Source organism: Pseudomonas sp. HN11, assembly GCF_021390155.1.
Lineage (GTDB): Bacteria > Pseudomonadota > Gammaproteobacteria > Pseudomonadales > Pseudomonadaceae > Aquipseudomonas.
Genome location: NZ_CP089985.1, coordinates 3,098,941 through 3,113,775, shown reverse-complemented (window position 1 = coordinate 3,113,775; position 14,835 = coordinate 3,098,941). Strand labels below are relative to the sequence as shown.

At 60.3% G+C, this 14,835-nt stretch carries 19 protein-coding genes; 14 read left to right on the top strand and 5 right to left on the bottom strand.

The annotated features are described in order from the left end of the window. Window positions 1-10 precede the first annotated feature (10 nt). A complete protein-coding gene (locus LVW35_RS14165) occupies window positions 11-364 on the bottom strand; it encodes a hypothetical protein (protein ID WP_012724161.1) in 354 nt (117 codons plus the stop codon). 214 nt (window positions 365-578) lie between these two features. Here LVW35_RS14165 and LVW35_RS14160 point away from each other — a divergent pair, with 214 nt between their 5' ends. From LVW35_RS14160 to LVW35_RS14105, 12 genes are all read left to right on the top strand, one after another. Beyond that, window positions 579-881 carry a DUF1883 domain-containing protein gene (locus LVW35_RS14160; RefSeq protein WP_003191319.1) on the top strand — a complete coding sequence of 101 codons (303 nt, stop codon included), beginning with the start codon at window positions 579-581 and terminating at the stop codon, window positions 879-881. A 25-nt stretch (window positions 882-906) separates the two neighbouring features. Next, the gene (locus LVW35_RS14155) at window positions 907-1,071 is read left to right on the top strand and encodes a hypothetical protein (protein WP_233896330.1); all 165 of its coding nucleotides are present in this window, start codon (window positions 907-909) and stop codon (window positions 1,069-1,071) included. A 4-nt stretch (window positions 1,072-1,075) separates the two neighbouring features. Next, complete coding sequence (alkB, locus tag LVW35_RS14150) at window positions 1,076-1,741, top strand: DNA oxidative demethylase AlkB (protein ID WP_233896329.1); 666 nt, start codon at window positions 1,076-1,078, stop codon at window positions 1,739-1,741. A 75-nt stretch (window positions 1,742-1,816) separates the two neighbouring features. After that, complete coding sequence (gene ada, locus LVW35_RS14145) at window positions 1,817-2,863, top strand: bifunctional DNA-binding transcriptional regulator/O6-methylguanine-DNA methyltransferase Ada (protein WP_233896328.1); 1,047 nt, start codon at window positions 1,817-1,819, stop codon at window positions 2,861-2,863. Between the two features lie 6 nt (window positions 2,864-2,869). Then, window positions 2,870-3,712 carry an alpha/beta fold hydrolase gene (locus tag LVW35_RS14140; RefSeq protein ID WP_233896327.1) on the top strand — a complete coding sequence of 281 codons (843 nt, stop codon included), beginning with the start codon at window positions 2,870-2,872 and terminating at the stop codon, window positions 3,710-3,712. Window positions 3,713-3,821: 109 nt separating this feature from the next. Next, window positions 3,822-4,883: an NAD(P)H-dependent flavin oxidoreductase gene (locus LVW35_RS14135; RefSeq protein WP_233896325.1), complete on the top strand. Its 1,062-nt coding sequence runs from the start codon at window positions 3,822-3,824 to the stop codon at window positions 4,881-4,883. A 113-nt stretch (window positions 4,884-4,996) separates the two neighbouring features. Next, a complete protein-coding gene (modA, locus tag LVW35_RS14130) occupies window positions 4,997-5,755 on the top strand; it encodes a molybdate ABC transporter substrate-binding protein (RefSeq protein WP_233896324.1) in 759 nt (252 codons plus the stop codon). Continuing rightward, entirely contained in the window at window positions 5,756-6,436 is a 681-nt protein-coding gene (gene modB / locus LVW35_RS14125) for a molybdate ABC transporter permease subunit (RefSeq protein ID WP_233896322.1), read from the top strand. It abuts the gene before it with no gap. A 5-nt stretch (window positions 6,437-6,441) separates the two neighbouring features. Then, window positions 6,442-7,521, top strand: coding sequence for a molybdenum ABC transporter ATP-binding protein (gene modC, locus LVW35_RS14120; RefSeq protein WP_233896472.1), 1,080 nt, complete (start codon window positions 6,442-6,444; stop codon window positions 7,519-7,521). A 78-nt stretch (window positions 7,522-7,599) separates the two neighbouring features. After that, window positions 7,600-8,637, top strand: a complete 1,038-nt coding sequence (locus tag LVW35_RS14115) for a DNA topoisomerase IB (RefSeq protein WP_233896315.1) — start codon at window positions 7,600-7,602, stop codon at window positions 8,635-8,637. Window positions 8,638-8,761: 124 nt separating this feature from the next. Next, window positions 8,762-10,384, top strand: a complete 1,623-nt coding sequence (locus LVW35_RS14110) for an ABC-F family ATP-binding cassette domain-containing protein (protein WP_233896314.1) — start codon at window positions 8,762-8,764, stop codon at window positions 10,382-10,384. 69 nt (window positions 10,385-10,453) lie between these two features. Then, complete coding sequence (locus LVW35_RS14105; RefSeq protein WP_233896313.1) at window positions 10,454-11,158, top strand: YoaK family protein; 705 nt, start codon at window positions 10,454-10,456, stop codon at window positions 11,156-11,158. A gap of 142 nt (window positions 11,159-11,300) precedes the next feature. Here LVW35_RS14105 and LVW35_RS14100 read toward each other — a convergent pair whose 3' ends face one another. The 4 genes from LVW35_RS14100 to LVW35_RS14085 all read right to left on the bottom strand — a co-directional run bounded on the left by LVW35_RS14100 (window position 11,301) and on the right by LVW35_RS14085 (window position 12,997). Beyond that, window positions 11,301-11,654 carry a hypothetical protein gene (locus LVW35_RS14100; RefSeq protein WP_233896312.1) on the bottom strand — a complete coding sequence of 118 codons (354 nt, stop codon included), beginning with the start codon at window positions 11,652-11,654 and terminating at the stop codon, window positions 11,301-11,303. Between the two features lie 52 nt (window positions 11,655-11,706). Further along, on the bottom strand, window positions 11,707-12,018 hold the full coding sequence (locus tag LVW35_RS14095; protein ID WP_233896311.1) for an AzlD domain-containing protein: 312 nt from the start codon (window positions 12,016-12,018) through the stop codon (window positions 11,707-11,709). Next, on the bottom strand, window positions 12,015-12,710 hold the full coding sequence (locus tag LVW35_RS14090; RefSeq protein WP_233896310.1) for an AzlC family ABC transporter permease: 696 nt from the start codon (window positions 12,708-12,710) through the stop codon (window positions 12,015-12,017). The genes LVW35_RS14095 and LVW35_RS14090 overlap by 4 nt, the downstream gene beginning before the upstream one ends. A gap of 71 nt (window positions 12,711-12,781) precedes the next feature. Continuing rightward, a complete protein-coding gene (locus LVW35_RS14085) occupies window positions 12,782-12,997 on the bottom strand; it encodes a hypothetical protein (protein ID WP_005788169.1) in 216 nt (71 codons plus the stop codon). A gap of 177 nt (window positions 12,998-13,174) precedes the next feature. Here LVW35_RS14085 and LVW35_RS14080 point away from each other — a divergent pair, with 177 nt between their 5' ends. After that, window positions 13,175-13,531 carry a metalloregulator ArsR/SmtB family transcription factor gene (locus tag LVW35_RS14080; RefSeq protein WP_233896309.1) on the top strand — a complete coding sequence of 119 codons (357 nt, stop codon included), beginning with the start codon at window positions 13,175-13,177 and terminating at the stop codon, window positions 13,529-13,531. Between the two features lie 19 nt (window positions 13,532-13,550). Then, window positions 13,551-14,834: an arsenic transporter gene (locus LVW35_RS14075; protein WP_233896308.1), complete on the top strand. Its 1,284-nt coding sequence runs from the start codon at window positions 13,551-13,553 to the stop codon at window positions 14,832-14,834. Window position 14,835: the final 1 nt, after the last annotated feature.

The window sequence follows — 14,835 nt, the reverse complement described above, 5'->3', positions numbered from 1 at the left end:
GCAGGCTCTATCAGCCGGAAATGCACTCTTCGCCAGCCTTCTTCACATCACCAGGACGGATCGGCACATTGGACATGCTCTCGTAGAGCTTGATGCTGCTACCACTGGAGCGTTCATCGATTTCGAAAATCGCCGACGGATCGGCCGAGAATTTTTGCGGCACAATCACCTGCACACCGCCATCCTTATGGGGCTCGATCTGCGGCGGACGGCGGGTCGCCGACAACTTCTGAACCACACAGGCGGCGTATTCCTGTGGCTTCTTCCCAGAAATGACCGCCAGGGTCGGAGGGGTCTGCTTGATATCTGCAACCGAAGCACACCCACCAATCGCCAGGGCCAGAACCAACACACTCCACTTCATACTAAAACCTCCGATAAAGACCCTACGACAGCGGGGATGGTAAATTTCTCCCGCCCAAGTAGGATTTATCCCTGATAACTCGGTAAATAACTGTTTTAAATTGTCGACGTCATTGAAGACGGGCCGATAATAAACGCGCTGGGGCTGATAAACTCCATCTTAACCTACGTATCGTTCTGATTTTTCAGAAAAAGCCCTTCTGGAGACACCCCCCATGAAATTCATCCACCAGCGCGAGCACCTCAACGAGGGAGACATTGTCGTCATCGAATGCTCGCAGACTTGTAATATCCGTCTGATGAGTGATGCAAATTTTCGCAGCTTCAAAAATGGCGGCCGTCACACTTATCACGGTGGCGCCTTCGACAAGTTTCCCGCCAAAATCACCGCGCCGAGCACCGGTTTCTGGAACATCACCCTGGATGTCGTCACCCGCCGCGCTATCAGCGTGACCCGCAAGCCCGCGTTGTCCCACAAGATCCGCATTGTGCGTCGTACCAGCTCCAAACTGAGCTGATTGGAACACTTCACAGGAAATAGCCGTGACTACCACCAAATACGTGATCAAGTACAAGCTCAACGGCGAACGCCGCTTTGAGTTCGCCCAACTGCACACCAATAGCGTGGAAGAAGCCATGCAAGCCCTAGCGAAAATTCACGATGCCAGTGATGAAATCACCGACATCAATGTGAGCAAGGCGCTGTAAGCCGATGCCAGGCCCCACCGCTGACCTGTTCGCCGACGACGCCCTGCGGCAACCTGCAGGGCGTGAGCAAATTGGCGAGCAGTCATATGTGTTACGAGGCTACGCCCTGCCCTGGATTGAGCGCCTTCTACCGGAACTGCGGCGGGTGTTGTCGCAATCACCGTTTCGGCAGATGGTGACGCCCGGTGGCTTTACCATGTCGGCGGCATTGAGCAGTTGTGGCGATCTTGGTTGGACCACCGACACCTCCGGTTACCGCTACTCGCCGCTTGACCCACGCAGCCAGCAGCCATGGCCGCAGATGCCAGACATATTGCGCCAACTGGCTGTACTCGCGGCGGCAGAGGCCGGTTTTCCCGACTTTGTCCCTGACGCCTGCCTGATCAACCGCTATGTGCCCGGCGCCAAAATGTCGCTGCACCAAGACAAGAATGAACGCCGCTATAGCGAACCGGTGGTATCTGTGTCACTTGGCTTGCCGGCGACTTTCCAGTTTGGCGGCCACAAGCGCAGTGACAAGCCCCAGAAAGTCTCGCTGTTCCATGGCGACGTGGTGGTCTGGGGCGGCGTGGATCGCCTGCGGTTTCACGGAGTGATGCCGATCAAGGAAGGTGTGCATCCGATCATGGGCCCGCAACGTATCAATCTCACGTTTCGCACCGCCGGCTGATTTGACCGCAAGCTTCAGAGTGCCAGGCGTTCGTGGCAGGGTTAATCTGGCCAGGATCCGTCAAGAGTGCCGACCATGACTACCGAACAAGACCCCCGCTGGGCCGCCATTCTCGCCCGTGACTCCAAGGCTGATGCGCTGTTCGTCTACGGTGTAAAGACCACCGGTGTGTACTGCCGCCCCAGCAGCGCTTCGCGTTTGCCGCGCCCGGAAAACGTCGAGTTCTTCGACACTCCGGCGCAGGCCGAAGCCGCGGGTTATCGCGCCAGCAAGCGCGCCGCCGGGGACCAGACCCAACTGGCGGCGCACTACGCGCAACTGGTGGCAGACGCCTGCCGACACATCGAACAGGCTGACACGCCCCCCAGCCTGAGCACACTGGCCACGGGAGCCAAGCTGAGCCCCTTTCACTTTCACCGCGTGTTCAAAGCCATTACCGGCTTGACACCCAGGGGCTACGCCGGGGCCCACCGTTCGCGCAAAGTACGGGATGGGCTCAAGGGATCGCACTCGGTTACAGATGCGCTGTATGACGCAGGCTTCAACTCCAACAGCCGTTTCTATGAGTCGGCCGACCAGCTTCTCGGCATGAAACCCAGCGACTACAAAGCCGGCGGCTCCAACACTGCGATCCTGTTCGCCGTCGGGCAATGCTCGCTGGGGGCGATCCTGGTGGCACAAAGCGCCCGTGGCGTGTGCGCGATTCTGTTGGGAGATGATCCCGATCAATTGGTACATGACCTGCAGGATCAGTTTCCCAAGGCCGAACTGGTGGGCGCCGACCAGCGTTTCGAACAACTGGTTGCGCAGGTCGTCGGTTTTGTCGAAGCACCTGCGCTTGGCCTGGACTTGCCACTGGATCTACGCGGCACAGTGTTCCAGGAGCGCGTTTGGCAAGCGTTGCGCGAGATTCCACCGGGGAGTACGGCCAGCTACGCGCAAATCGCAGAGCGAATTGGCGCACCGAAATCTTTCCGTGCTGTGGCGCAGGCCTGTGGTGCTAACAGCATCGCGGTAGCCATCCCCTGCCACCGCGTGGTGCGCAGTAATGGCGAACTCTCGGGCTACCGCTGGGGCGTAGAGCGTAAGCAACGATTGCTGGAGCGAGAAAACAAGGTTTAACCCAGCTTGCGCTTGCGAAACTCGGCGACCTTCTATCGCGAAGCCGGCGCACCCTCTGCCCCCGTGATTTTACTGCTGCACGGCTTTCCCAGTTCGTCGCACATGTACCGCGACCTGATCCCCTTGCTTGCCACAGGCTTTCGAGTGATCGCGCCGGATTTGCCTGGTTTCGGTTTCACCGAAGTACCGGCCGAACGTGATTACCGCTACAGCTTCGATAACCTCGCGATCACCGTCGGGCATTTTGTCGAGGCGCTGGAACTGAGCCGGTATGCGCTTTATGTTTTCGATTATGGCGCTCCCGTCGGTCTGCGCCTGGCTGTGGCTCACCCTGAACGGGTCAGTGCGCTGGTGTCGCAAAACGGTAACGCCTACCTGGAAGGTCTGGGAGATGCGTGGGACCCCATCCGTGCTTATTGGGCCGAACCAAGCCAGGCCAACCGCGAAGTGATCCGCACTGCGGTGATCAGCCTGGAAGGCACGCGCTATCAGTACCTGCACGGAGTGAATCAGCCCGAGTGGGTGGCGCCGGAGTCCTACATGCTCGATGTACTGCTCATGCAGCGTCCGGGCAACGACGAGATCCAACTCGACCTGTTCCTCGACTACCGTAACAACCTGACGCTGTACCCGGCGTTTCAGGCCTTCTTCAGCGCCAAGCAAGTGCCGACATTGGTGATTTGGGGTCAGAACGATCCATTTTTCATTCCGCCGGGTGCCCACGCTTATAAAACCGACAACCCGAACGCCGTGGTGGAACTGCTCGACACTGGCCACTTCGCCCTGGAAACCCATGCGGCCCACATTGCCGAACGGATTCACGCGGTACTGGGAGACGCCATCAACTGATGGCACACCACGAAACGCGCCGTTCGTCCAGTGAATAAAACAGAGTGGCCGGGTGTCATGGGCCCTGTTAAAACAGCGAAAAGCCTCACTAACGCTGGAGAGACATTCCATGAGCACCTGGCCAGACACCCGCATTATCAACCTGCTGGGGATCGAACTGCCCATCATCCAGGCACCCATGGCCGTGGGCACTACTACGGCGATGGTCATCGAGGCCAGTAAAGCCGGAGCGCTGGGCTCATTGCCGGCAGCCGCGCTTAGCATTGAGCAACTGCGCGAAGCGCTGGCAGCCATCCGCGAGGCCAGCCCCCGCCCGGTCAACGTCAATTTCTTCTGCCACCAACCGCCAGCACCCGACGCCGCGCGGGACCGCCGATGGAAGGACCTGCTGGAACCCTTCTACCGCGAATTGGGTGCCGATTTTGAAGCCCCAACGCCGGTGTCCAACCGTGAGCCGTTCAACGAAGCGGCTTGCCGGGTCGTCGAAGAGTTCCGCCCCGAGGTCGTCAGCTTCCACTTCGGCCTGCCGGAAAAATCGTTGCTGGATCGGGTGAAAGCTACCGGGGCGAAAGTGTTGTCCTCGGCCACCACGGTGGAAGAAGCCATCTGGCTTGAGCAACAGGGTTGCGATGCAATCATCGCCATGGGCAGTGAAGCGGGCGGGCATCGCGGCTTGTTTCTCAGCGATGACCTCAATACCCAGATCGGCCTGTTCGCTCTACTGCCGCAAGTGGTCGACGCCGTGAGCGTGCCGGTGATTGCCGCCGGGGGTATCGGTGATGCGCGCGGGATTGTCGCGGCCTTTGCCTTGGGCGCATCGGCAGTGCAGATCGGCACGGCTTACCTGTTTACCCCTGAAGCCAATGTCACCCCGTCCCACCACCATGCGTTGCGCCATGCCCAGGCCAGCGAAACCGCGCTGACCAACCTGTTCACCGGTCGCCCGGCACGGGGTATCGTCAACCGCGTGATGCGTGAGTTGGGTGCCATCAACCCGGCAGCTCCCGCATTCCCAACCGCCGGTGGTGCGCTGATACCGCTCAAGGCCAAGGATGAAGCGGGCTTCAGCAACCTGTGGGCTGGCCAGGCGCTGCGCCTGGGCAAAGACACCACCACCTATGCGTTAACCCGCAAACTGGCTGAGCAGGCACTGGCCAAACTCAACCCGTAGAACCCGTGGCAACTTTGCACTGTACCGGCAATGGCCTACCGCTATATATTCCCATACATAGCGGTTAGGCCTTTTACCTATAACAAGCCGTACACCCTCAAAGGAGCTGCTTCATGAAGATTCACGCCTCACGCCTGATCATCCTGGCTGCCGCCCTCGCCTTTGGCTCGGCCCACGCCGATGAAGTCCAGGTGGCCGTCGCCGCCAACTTCACCGCACCGATCCAGGCGATTGCCGCCGGCTTCGAAAAAGACACCGGCCACAAACTGATCGCGGCCTACGGCGCTACCGGGCAGTTCTATACACAAATCAAGAACGGTGCGCCTTTCGAAGTGTTCCTGAGCGCTGACGACACCACCGCGCAAAAGCTTGAAACCGAAGGTGACACCGTCAAAGGCTCGCGCTTCACCTACGCCGTCGGCACGCTGGCCCTGTGGTCGGCGAAAGAAGGTTATGTCGATGCCAAAGGCGAAGTCCTGAAGAAAAACGAATTCAAACATTTGTCGATCGCCAACCCGAAAGCCGCACCTTATGGCCTCGCCGCCACCCAAGTGCTGGCCAAGAAAGGCCTGACCGAGGAGGTCAAGGACAAGATCGTTGAAGGCCAGAACATCACCCAGGCCTATCAGTTCGTGTCCACCGGCAACGCCGAGCTGGGCTTTGTGGCCTTGTCGCAGATCTACAAAGACGGCAAAGTCACCAGCGGTTCGGCGTGGATCGTTCCCGCCGCCATGCACGACCCGATCAAACAGGACGCGGTCATCCTCAACAAAGGCAAGGACAGCGCCGCCGCCAAAGCGCTGGTCGACTACCTCAAGGGGCCTGAAGCCGCTGCCGTCATCAAGTCCTATGGTTACGAGTTGGCCAAGTAAATGCCGTTATCGAGTGCCGATTTTTCCGCTATCTGGTTGACCATCAAACTGGCGTCACTGACCACCGCGATCCTGCTGGTCATCGGCACTCCAATTGCCCTGTGGCTGTCGCATACCCGCTCCTGGTGGCGCGGCCCGATCGGCGCCATCGTCGCCTTGCCGTTGGTGTTGCCACCGACGGTGATCGGCTTCTACCTGTTATTGACCATGGGTCCCAATGGCTACTTCGGCCAGTTCACCCAATGGCTGGGCCTGGGCACCCTCACCTTCAGCTTCGCCGGGCTGGTCATCGGCTCGGTGATCTATTCCATGCCGTTTGTGGTGCAGCCGTTGCAGAACGCTTTCTGCGCCATCGGCACTCGCCCGCTGGAAGTGGCCGCGACCTTGCGCGCCAATCCTTGGGACACGTTCTTCACGGTGATTCTGCCGTTGGCGCGGCCAGGTTTTGTCACCGCCTCCATCCTGGGTTTTGCACACACCGTCGGTGAGTTCGGGGTGGTGCTGATGATCGGCGGCAATATCCCGGACAAGACCCGGGTGGTGTCCGTGCAGATCTACGACCATGTGGAAGCCATGGAATATGCCCAGGCCCACTGGCTGGCAGGCTCCATGGTGGTGTTCGCGTTCCTGGTGTTGCTGGCGCTCTATTCCAGCCGTAAAACCAGGATGGGCTGGAGCTGATGTCGATGATTGATGTACGCCTGCACCTCAAGTACTCGGGCTTTGCACTGGATGTGGACCTGCACTTGCCAGGTCGCGGCGTGACCGCGCTCTACGGGCATTCCGGCTCCGGCAAAACCACCTGCCTGCGCTGTATCGCGGGGTTGGAGCGCGCCGAAGACGGCTTTATCCAGATTAATGACGAAGTCTGGCAGGACAGCCGCAACGGGCTGTTCGTACCTCCCCATAAACGCGCCCTGGGTTACGTGTTTCAGGAAGCCAGCCTGTTTCCACATTTGTCAGTTAAGGCCAATCTGGCGTTTGGCCTCAAGCGTATTCCCCGCCAGCAGCGCCGTGTGGATATGGCCCAGGCCACCGAATTACTTGGCATCGGGCACTTGCTTGACCGACATCCCCAGCGCCTTTCCGGCGGTGAGCGCCAGCGCGTCGGCATCGCCCGCGCCTTGCTCACCAGCCCCCGCCTGCTGCTGATGGACGAACCCCTGGCCGCGCTCGATAGCCAGCGCAAAGGCGAGATCCTGCCGTACCTAGAACGCCTGCACGATGAGCTGGATATCCCGCTGTTGTACGTCAGCCATGCCCAGGATGAAGTGGCGCGCCTGGCCGATCACGTTGTCTTGCTCAGCGACGGCAAGGCCCTGGCCAGCGGCCCCATCGCTGCAACCCTGGCGCGGCTCGACCTGCCCCTGGCGCTGGGCGACGACGCGGGCGTGGTTATCCACGGTACGGTCAGTGCCTATGACGATCACTATCAATTGCTCACCCTGCAACTGCCCGCCAGCACCCTGCATATGCGCGTGGCCCATGCGCCGCTGACAGTAGGCAAAGCGTTGCGTATCAAGGTGCAGGCACGTGACGTGAGCCTCAGTCTGCAAGCGGAGGAACACAGCAGCATCCTCAACCGCTTACCGGTGACGGTCACCCAGGAGATTGCGGCGGACAACAGTGCCCACGTGCTGGTGCGCCTGGACGCCGCTGGCACGCCATTGCTAGCCCGCATCACACGTTTCTCCCGCGACCAGTTGCAACTGCACCCCGGCCAGACGCTGTGGGCACAGATCAAGGCTGTCGCTGTATTGGCGTAAGCAACCTTTTGGCACGACCGCAAACGGCTGCGGTCCATCAGACATACCGGCCTGATTTGTTGCCAAGGAAATCGCCCCATGTCCGACTCTGCACTGCCCCGCGACCTGCACTACGTTGACGACACACAGCCCGGCATCCGCCGCAAGACGCTGCGGGGCAAGTTCCAATACTTCGACCCCAAAGGCGAGCGCATCACCGATGCCGACGAAATCAAGCGCCTGAATGCTCTCGCCGTACCGCCGGCTTACACCGATGTGTGGATCTGCGCCGACCCGCGCGGCCATCTGCAAGCCACCGGACGCGATGCGCGCGGCCGCAAGCAATACCGCTATCATCCGCGCTGGCGCGAAGTGCGTGATACGGATAAATACTCGCGGCTGCAAGAGTTTGGCAAAGCCCTGCCAAAACTGCGCAAGCAGCTGGAAGCGCAAATCGCCGAGCCGGGATTCACCCGTGAAAAGGTGTTGGCCACCGTGGTGATGTTGCTGGACGCAACGCTGATCCGCGTCGGTAATACCCAGTATGCGCGCGACAACAAGTCCTATGGGCTGACCACCCTGCGCACCCGCCATGTGGACGTCAAAGGCAGCGAGATCCAGTTCCAGTTTCGCGGCAAGAGCGGCGTCGAGCATCAGATCAGCGTCAAGGACCGGCGCCTGGCCACGGTGGTCAAGCGCTGCCTGGAGTTGCCGGGGCAAAACCTGTTCCAGTACTTGGATGAAGACGGCGAACGGCACACCGTCAGCTCCAGCGACGTTAACGACTACCTCCACAGCCTCACCGGCGCCGATTTCACGGCCAAGGACTACCGCACCTGGGCCGGCACCGCCATGGCGCTGGCGGTATTGCGCGAATTGGAGTGGCAGCCCGAGTCCGATGCCAAAAGGCACGTGGTGGCGATGGTCAAGGACGTCGCCAAGCAGTTGGGCAATACCCCAGCCGTGTGCCGCAAGTGCTACATCCACCCCGCCGTGCTGGAGCATTTCAGCCTGGGCGAACTTTCCAAATTGCCCAAGCCGCGCATGCGCAAGGGGCTCAAGGCCGAAGAAGTGGCCTTGGCAATGTTCCTTGAACAACTGGCGGCAGACTTGCCGAAAAAAGCCAAGACGGGTTAGGCTGTGCCTCCCTTCTGACTAACGGGACGACCGCCGACGTGAACAACTAAGCCTTCCAAAATGTATCTGCAACAGGCCGCCCAGCGCGCTTGTTGGCCTTTCTGACATTTTTTTGGAGGTGCTGATGACTGTCGTCAACCGGCTGCCCACGCTTGTTTCCCTGCAACACCTGAGTTTCCAGTTCGCCAATGGCGAGATCCTGCTGGATGACCTGACCCTGTCCATCGATCACACGCCTACCGGTATCGTAGGGCGTAATGGCCGCGGTAAAAGTATCCTGGCCAAATTGATCGCCGGCCTGCTGTCTCCCTCTTCTGGCTCACTGACTGGCCCCACTCATACGATCTATGTAGCGCAAAGCGTCGTGGTTGCGCCGGGGGAAACGGTCGCCACTCTCACTGGCACTGCTGCGATATTGGCCGCCCTTGACCGTATGGCCGAAGGCGCAGCGCAGGTCGATGACCTGGCATTGATCGATGATCGCTGGGACCTGGCCGAGCGTTTGCGCAGCGCCCTGGACGTAGCCGGATTGTCCCGGCTGTCTTTTGAGACTCCAACCGACCAACTCAGCGGCGGCCAATTGGCAAGGGTCGCGGTCATCGGCGCGGTGCTGGCCTCGCCACAATTACTGGTGCTCGATGAGCCCACCAACCACCTCGACAGCGACGGCCGCGCCTGGCTGTTGCGTGTACTCGATGATTGGCCTGGTGGTCTTGTAGTCGTCAGCCATGATCGCCAATTGCTCAACGCCATGGGGCGCATCATCGAACTGTCGCCCCTCGGCGTAAACCTGTATGGCGGCAATTACGATGCCTATCGCCTGCAGCGCGATGCCGAACAACAAGCCGCTATCGCTGCGCTGGACCATGCACGACTGGAGCGCAGCCGCGAACGGCGGCGCCTGCAAAAGGACCACGACAGCCTGCAACGCAACGCCGCGCGCTCCCGCAAACACGCAGAAACCGCCAACGTCGACCGTTTCACCAAGGCGCGCTGGAAAGGCGCCGCCACGCAGATCGTCAGCACTGTGCGCAGTGCGCACTGGCAGCACAAACACGAACTGGATGCCCAAGTGCGTCAGGCCTATGAGCGGGTCGAGGACGAAACACCGACGCTGCTGGCATTGCCCGCGTCTGCGGTGCCCAACGGCCGACAGGTGCTATCGATGGTCGACGCACAGCTGCCATGGTTGCCGTCGACCCGCCTCACTATGCATCTGGCAGGTCCCGTGCGCGTCGCCGTGCGTGGGCCTAACGGATGCGGCAAGTCCACGCTGCTCAAGGTGCTCGCTGGCGAATGGTACGCTGCAAAGGGCGAATGCAATGTGCACCTGCCCAGCGCCTACATCGACCAGCACCTCGCGCTGCTGGACGATCAACGCTCCATCATCGAACAACTGAGCCTGCTCGACACGCCGCTGGCCGAAGGCCAATTGCGTACGCGCCTGGCCTTGCTGCAGCTGGACGCCTTGCGCGTGACTCAACCCACTGGGCAGCTCAGTGGTGGCGAACGCCTGAAGGCCGCGATGGCGATTGCCTTATGGCGCGAAGTGCCGGCGCAACTGCTGTTGCTGGACGAACCGACCAACCATTTGGACCTGGAATCGGTGATGGCCTTTGAACAGTCGCTGCGCGGTTTTACCGGGGCAATGCTGGTGGTGTCCCATGACGCGGCGTTCATTCAATCAATCAAGCCAACGCATTACCTGGATTGGCATCGTACAGGCTGGTCATTGAAGCCTGCCTGAGGTCATTGCGCGCACGCTGAAAGCGTCCTACGGTAGTGGCCGGATAATCTCACCGAGGAGCCCGGCCCCATGTTGCCTTCGCCCCGCAAGCCTTACGCCAATGCCGTATTGGCCCATCGACAGCGCTGGCGTGGCCGTGTCGGGCTGATGCTGGTAGCCAGCCTGTCGGTGCTGGCAGGGATGACCGATGCCATCGGTTTCATGGCGAGTGGTGACTTCGTTTCGTTCATGAGTGGCAACACCACACGGCTGGCGGTGGCGATCAGCGCGGGGGACCTTGGACTGACCGGGCGCCTGCTGTTGCTGGTCGCGACATTTGTGATGGGTAACGCCTTGGGCGTGGTAGTCAGTCGGCTGAGCCGTCGCCATGCCCTGCCCTTACTGCTGTGTATTGCCGCTTTGTTGTGCGGCGCGGCATGGCTACCGTTCGCTGATACGTTGCCCGCGCTGCTGGCGGCTATCATCGCAATGGGCATGCTCAATGCCGCCGTGGAAGAGGTCAACGGCTTGCCCGTGGGGCTGACTTACGTCACCGGCGCGCTTTCACGCTTTGGTCGCGGACTGGGACGTTGGTTGCTGGGGGAACGCCGCAGCGGCTGGCGCGTGCAGTTGATTCCGTGGGCAGGCATGTTCGTAGGCGCGGTGATTGGCGCGCTGCTCGAGCAACAGATGGGCTTGAAGGCGCTGCTGGTCAGCGGCGTACTGGCGGGAGTGCTGGGGTTGGTGTCACTGAAGATCCCTCGTCGCTGGCATTTGGGTTATATGCCGCGCTGAGAAAGAGGATGCTCGCCCGACGTTCAGGCCTCGACATCCGTGTACTGGCAAAGAGCCATCATGCCGGGCGAGCGGATGAATCATAAGCTAATGCCTGGCGGCTGTCGTGCCAGGCAATTCCTAAATCGGCTAAGGCAATGGATTACAGGCAGGTCGCGAGTGCGGCCAAACGACGCTTGGCCGGCATGTTGTCTTCTGCGGCGTAGTACTTGATGGTAGAACCGGCACCCGCGCTTTGCACATCGACAAAGTAGTCGCCAGCCGTGGTGTAGACGGTATAACCGCCCGCCTCGATCGACTCCTTGAAGCCGCCGGCGTCAACACCGAATACGCTTTCGTCCTGCCAGCCGAATTGCACGCATTCGGCAACCACCAGGGTGGCCTTGTCCGAAGCCAGGGTCTTGTAGGGCGTGCCTGCGCGCGCCTCTTTCATCTTCGAACCTGCGCAACCGGAAAGGGCCGCCAGTACCAGTGCGCCTATTACCACCTTGTGCATGCCATTGCTCCGTTGAAAAAACGCGACTGTATCATTGCCACTGCTTTCACTGTCAGAGCAACCAGCGAAACAGATAGAACAGCGTCATGCTCAGCAGTACGGTAACCAGCACATTGCGGGTCCAGAACATCAGGCCCACGGCGCTGATACCCGCCAGCAGGTAGGGGTTGGCAGGGCTCAGGTTCAGATGATGGTCTGCCAGGAAAATAATCGGCCCGCAAATCGCCGTGAGCATGCCCGGTACTGCAAACCCCAGAAACTCCCGCGCCCCGCGGTTGAGGCGCACTGGCAGGCGCGGCTCGATAAACAGGTAACGGTTGAAAAATACCACCAGGCCCATGGCCACAATCATGATGTAGATCATGGCTGCCCTACCCCCAGTCGCTTGCAGGCATAACCCGCGCTCATGCCCAGCAAGCCGGACACCACCACCGCCGATTCCCAATGCAGAAAACTCAGCCATACCGAAAACAGCAGTGACACCGCCACGCAGACCACCGTGGGAATGTCCCGCACCACCGGCGTGATCAGCGCGATAAACGTGGCGGCAATGGAAAACTCCAGGCCGAGCTGGTCAAGGCCTGGAATGCTCTTGCCGAGCACAATGCCGGCCAGGGTGAACAGGTTCCAGACAATATAGAACGTCAAGCCAACACCAAGGGCATACCAGCGATTGAATGTTTCGCGGTCATGGTGGCTGATCAGGGCGAAGAATTCGTCGGTCAACAGAAAGCCCAGACTGATGCGCCAGCGGGTCTTGAGCGGCGAAAGGATCGGCCGCAGGTGCATGCCGTACAGTAAATGCTGGGAAGTCAGCAGCAAGGTGGTCAGCACGATGGAAATCAGGCTGGCGCCACTCTTGACCATGCCGATAGCAACCAGTTGCGCCGCACCGGCAAACACGATGGCGGACAAACCCTGGGCTTGCAACGGACTGAATTGCGCATCGATGGCCATGGAACCGGCCAACAGCCCCCAGGGCGCACAGGCCAGGGACAAGGGGATGACGGCGATGGCGCCGCGAACGAAGGCGTAGTGAGGTAAGGCGGTAGGCATGGAAACGGCTCGTCGACAGACAGTCGACAAGCATGCCAGCGCAACAACGGACTTGTCTTGAACGATCTTGCTCAGGCGAGCCTGACCGACACCTGCTCCACCGAATCACGCGCTTCGCGCAGTTCGTAGGCGTCCTGATTGAGCCGGTGAATGGTATTGAGCAGCCGTTGGCGCAGCACCTCGTCACCGAGTTTTTCGACGGCGCGCATCAGGTCGAACGCCGCGGTTTCGTTATTTTCCGCGACGGAATCCAGGGTCTTGCGCAGGTTGCGAGTGGCACGGGTCACGCGGGTTCTTCCTTCGTCAGCAATGGACAGGCACTTTAGGACATTCGTGTTTCATTTTAATTTCAAACACTTGTGGCGAGTTTCAAGGCATTTGATCCATGTCAATTGAAACAAGGTTTGACTGTAATATATGGAAATACGTATATTCGTATAACCATATATATGCAGGCCTTGGCCATGTCGGACTCCCTCTCTCCACCCGCCCTGTTCAAATGCCTGGCCGATGCCACCCGCGCACGCCTGACATTACTGATCCTGCGTGAAGGCGAACTTTGCGTGTGCGAACTGATCCATGCCTTGGACGACAGCCAGCCGAAAATCTCCAGGCATTTGGCGCAACTGCGCAGTGGCGGGTTGCTGCTGGATCGTCGTCAGGGTCAATGGATCTACTACCGCATCAATCCTGCGTTGCCCGAGTGGGCGACACAGGTGCTGCACATCACCCTGCAAGCCAACCAGCCATGGTTGCACAGCGACGCACAGCGTCTGGATGCAATGGGCGACAGACCACAACGGGCCGGCACCTGCTGCTGAGCCATCGGAGCCTTTATTCATGCTTGTCGCAATTGCCATTTTTATCTTCACCATCGTCCTGGTCATCTGGCAGCCCAAAGGTTTGGGCGTCGGCTGGAGCGCAACCATGGGCGCGATCCTGGCCTTGGCCTGTGGCGTGATCAGCTTGGCGGACATCCCGGTGGTGTGGCACATCATCTGGAATGCCACGGGGACTTTTGTCGCGCTGATCATCATCAGCCTGTTGCTGGACGAGGCCGGGTTCTTTGCCTGGACTGCCCTGCATGTGGCGCGCTGGGGACGAGGGCGCGGCCGACGGTTGTTTGCCTATATGGTGTTGCTCGGCGCCTTGGTGTCGGCGCTGTTCGCCAACGACGGAGCGGCGCTGATCCTGACGCCGATCGTGATGTCGATGCTGCTGGCGCTGCGCTTTTCCCCGGCGGCGACCCTGGCTTTCGTCATGGGCGCAGGCTTTATCGCCGACACCGCAAGCCTGCCGCTGGTGGTGTCGAACCTGGTGAATATCGTCTCGGCCGACTACTTCAAAATCGGCTTCAACGAATACGCCGCCGTCATGGTGCCGGTGAACTTCGTCAGCGTCGCGGCCACGCTCGCGGTGCTGTTGTGGTTCTTCCGCCGTGACATCCCGCAGACCTACGACCCCGCCGACCTTGAAGATCCTGCCAGCGCGATCCACGACCGCGCCACCTTCCGCGCCGGCTGGTGGGTGCTGGGCATCCTGTTGGTGGGCTGTTTTGCCCTTGAGCCGTTGGGCATTCCGATCAGCGCAATTTCCGCCGTGTGTGCCGTGCTCCTGCTGGTGATCGCCGCCAAGGGCCACACGATCTCCACGCGTAAAGTGCTGAAGGAAGCCCCCTGGCAGATCGTGATCTTTTCCCTCGGCATGTACCTGGTGGTCTACGGCTTGCGTAACGCCGGCCTCACCACCTACCTGGCCACCTGGCTCGACACCTTCGCCACTTATGGCGTGTGGGGCGCGGCCATGGGCACCGGGGTGCTGACCGCACTGCTGTCTTCGGCGATGAACAACCTGCCGACCGTATTGATCGGCGCGCTGTCCATCGAGTCCAGCCATGCCGTGGGCGTGGTCAAGGACGCGATGATCTACGCCAACGTGATCGGCAGCGACCTGGGCCCGAAAATCACCCCTATCGGCAGCCTCGCCACCTTGCTGTGGCTGCACATCCTGGCGCGCAAGGGCATCACCATCACCTGGGGCTACTACTTCAAGGTCGGCATTGTGCTGACCTTGCCGGTGCTGTTGATCACCCTCGCCGCCCTTGCCTTGCGCCTGAGTATCTAAC

Coding starts and splice junctions, on each gene's coding strand:
- LVW35_RS14165 (WP_012724161.1), bottom strand. CDS start 364: ATGAAGTGGAGTGTGTTGGTTCTGGCCCTGGCGATTGGTGGGTGTGCT.
- LVW35_RS14160 (WP_003191319.1), top strand. CDS start 579: ATGAAATTCATCCACCAGCGCGAGCACCTCAACGAGGGAGACATTGTC.
- alkB (WP_233896329.1), top strand. CDS start 1,076: ATGCCAGGCCCCACCGCTGACCTGTTCGCCGACGACGCCCTGCGGCAA.
- ada (WP_233896328.1), top strand. CDS start 1,817: ATGACTACCGAACAAGACCCCCGCTGGGCCGCCATTCTCGCCCGTGAC.
- LVW35_RS14135 (WP_233896325.1), top strand. CDS start 3,822: ATGAGCACCTGGCCAGACACCCGCATTATCAACCTGCTGGGGATCGAA.
- modA (WP_233896324.1), top strand. CDS start 4,997: ATGAAGATTCACGCCTCACGCCTGATCATCCTGGCTGCCGCCCTCGCC.
- modB (WP_233896322.1), top strand. CDS start 5,756: ATGCCGTTATCGAGTGCCGATTTTTCCGCTATCTGGTTGACCATCAAA.
- modC (WP_233896472.1), top strand. CDS start 6,442: ATGATTGATGTACGCCTGCACCTCAAGTACTCGGGCTTTGCACTGGAT.
- LVW35_RS14115 (WP_233896315.1), top strand. CDS start 7,600: ATGTCCGACTCTGCACTGCCCCGCGACCTGCACTACGTTGACGACACA.
- LVW35_RS14110 (WP_233896314.1), top strand. CDS start 8,762: ATGACTGTCGTCAACCGGCTGCCCACGCTTGTTTCCCTGCAACACCTG.
- LVW35_RS14105 (WP_233896313.1), top strand. CDS start 10,454: ATGTTGCCTTCGCCCCGCAAGCCTTACGCCAATGCCGTATTGGCCCAT.
- LVW35_RS14100 (WP_233896312.1), bottom strand. CDS start 11,654: ATGCACAAGGTGGTAATAGGCGCACTGGTACTGGCGGCCCTTTCCGGT.
- LVW35_RS14095 (WP_233896311.1), bottom strand. CDS start 12,018: ATGATCTACATCATGATTGTGGCCATGGGCCTGGTGGTATTTTTCAAC.
- LVW35_RS14090 (WP_233896310.1), bottom strand. CDS start 12,710: ATGCCTACCGCCTTACCTCACTACGCCTTCGTTCGCGGCGCCATCGCC.
- LVW35_RS14080 (WP_233896309.1), top strand. CDS start 13,175: ATGTCGGACTCCCTCTCTCCACCCGCCCTGTTCAAATGCCTGGCCGAT.
- LVW35_RS14075 (WP_233896308.1), top strand. CDS start 13,551: ATGCTTGTCGCAATTGCCATTTTTATCTTCACCATCGTCCTGGTCATC.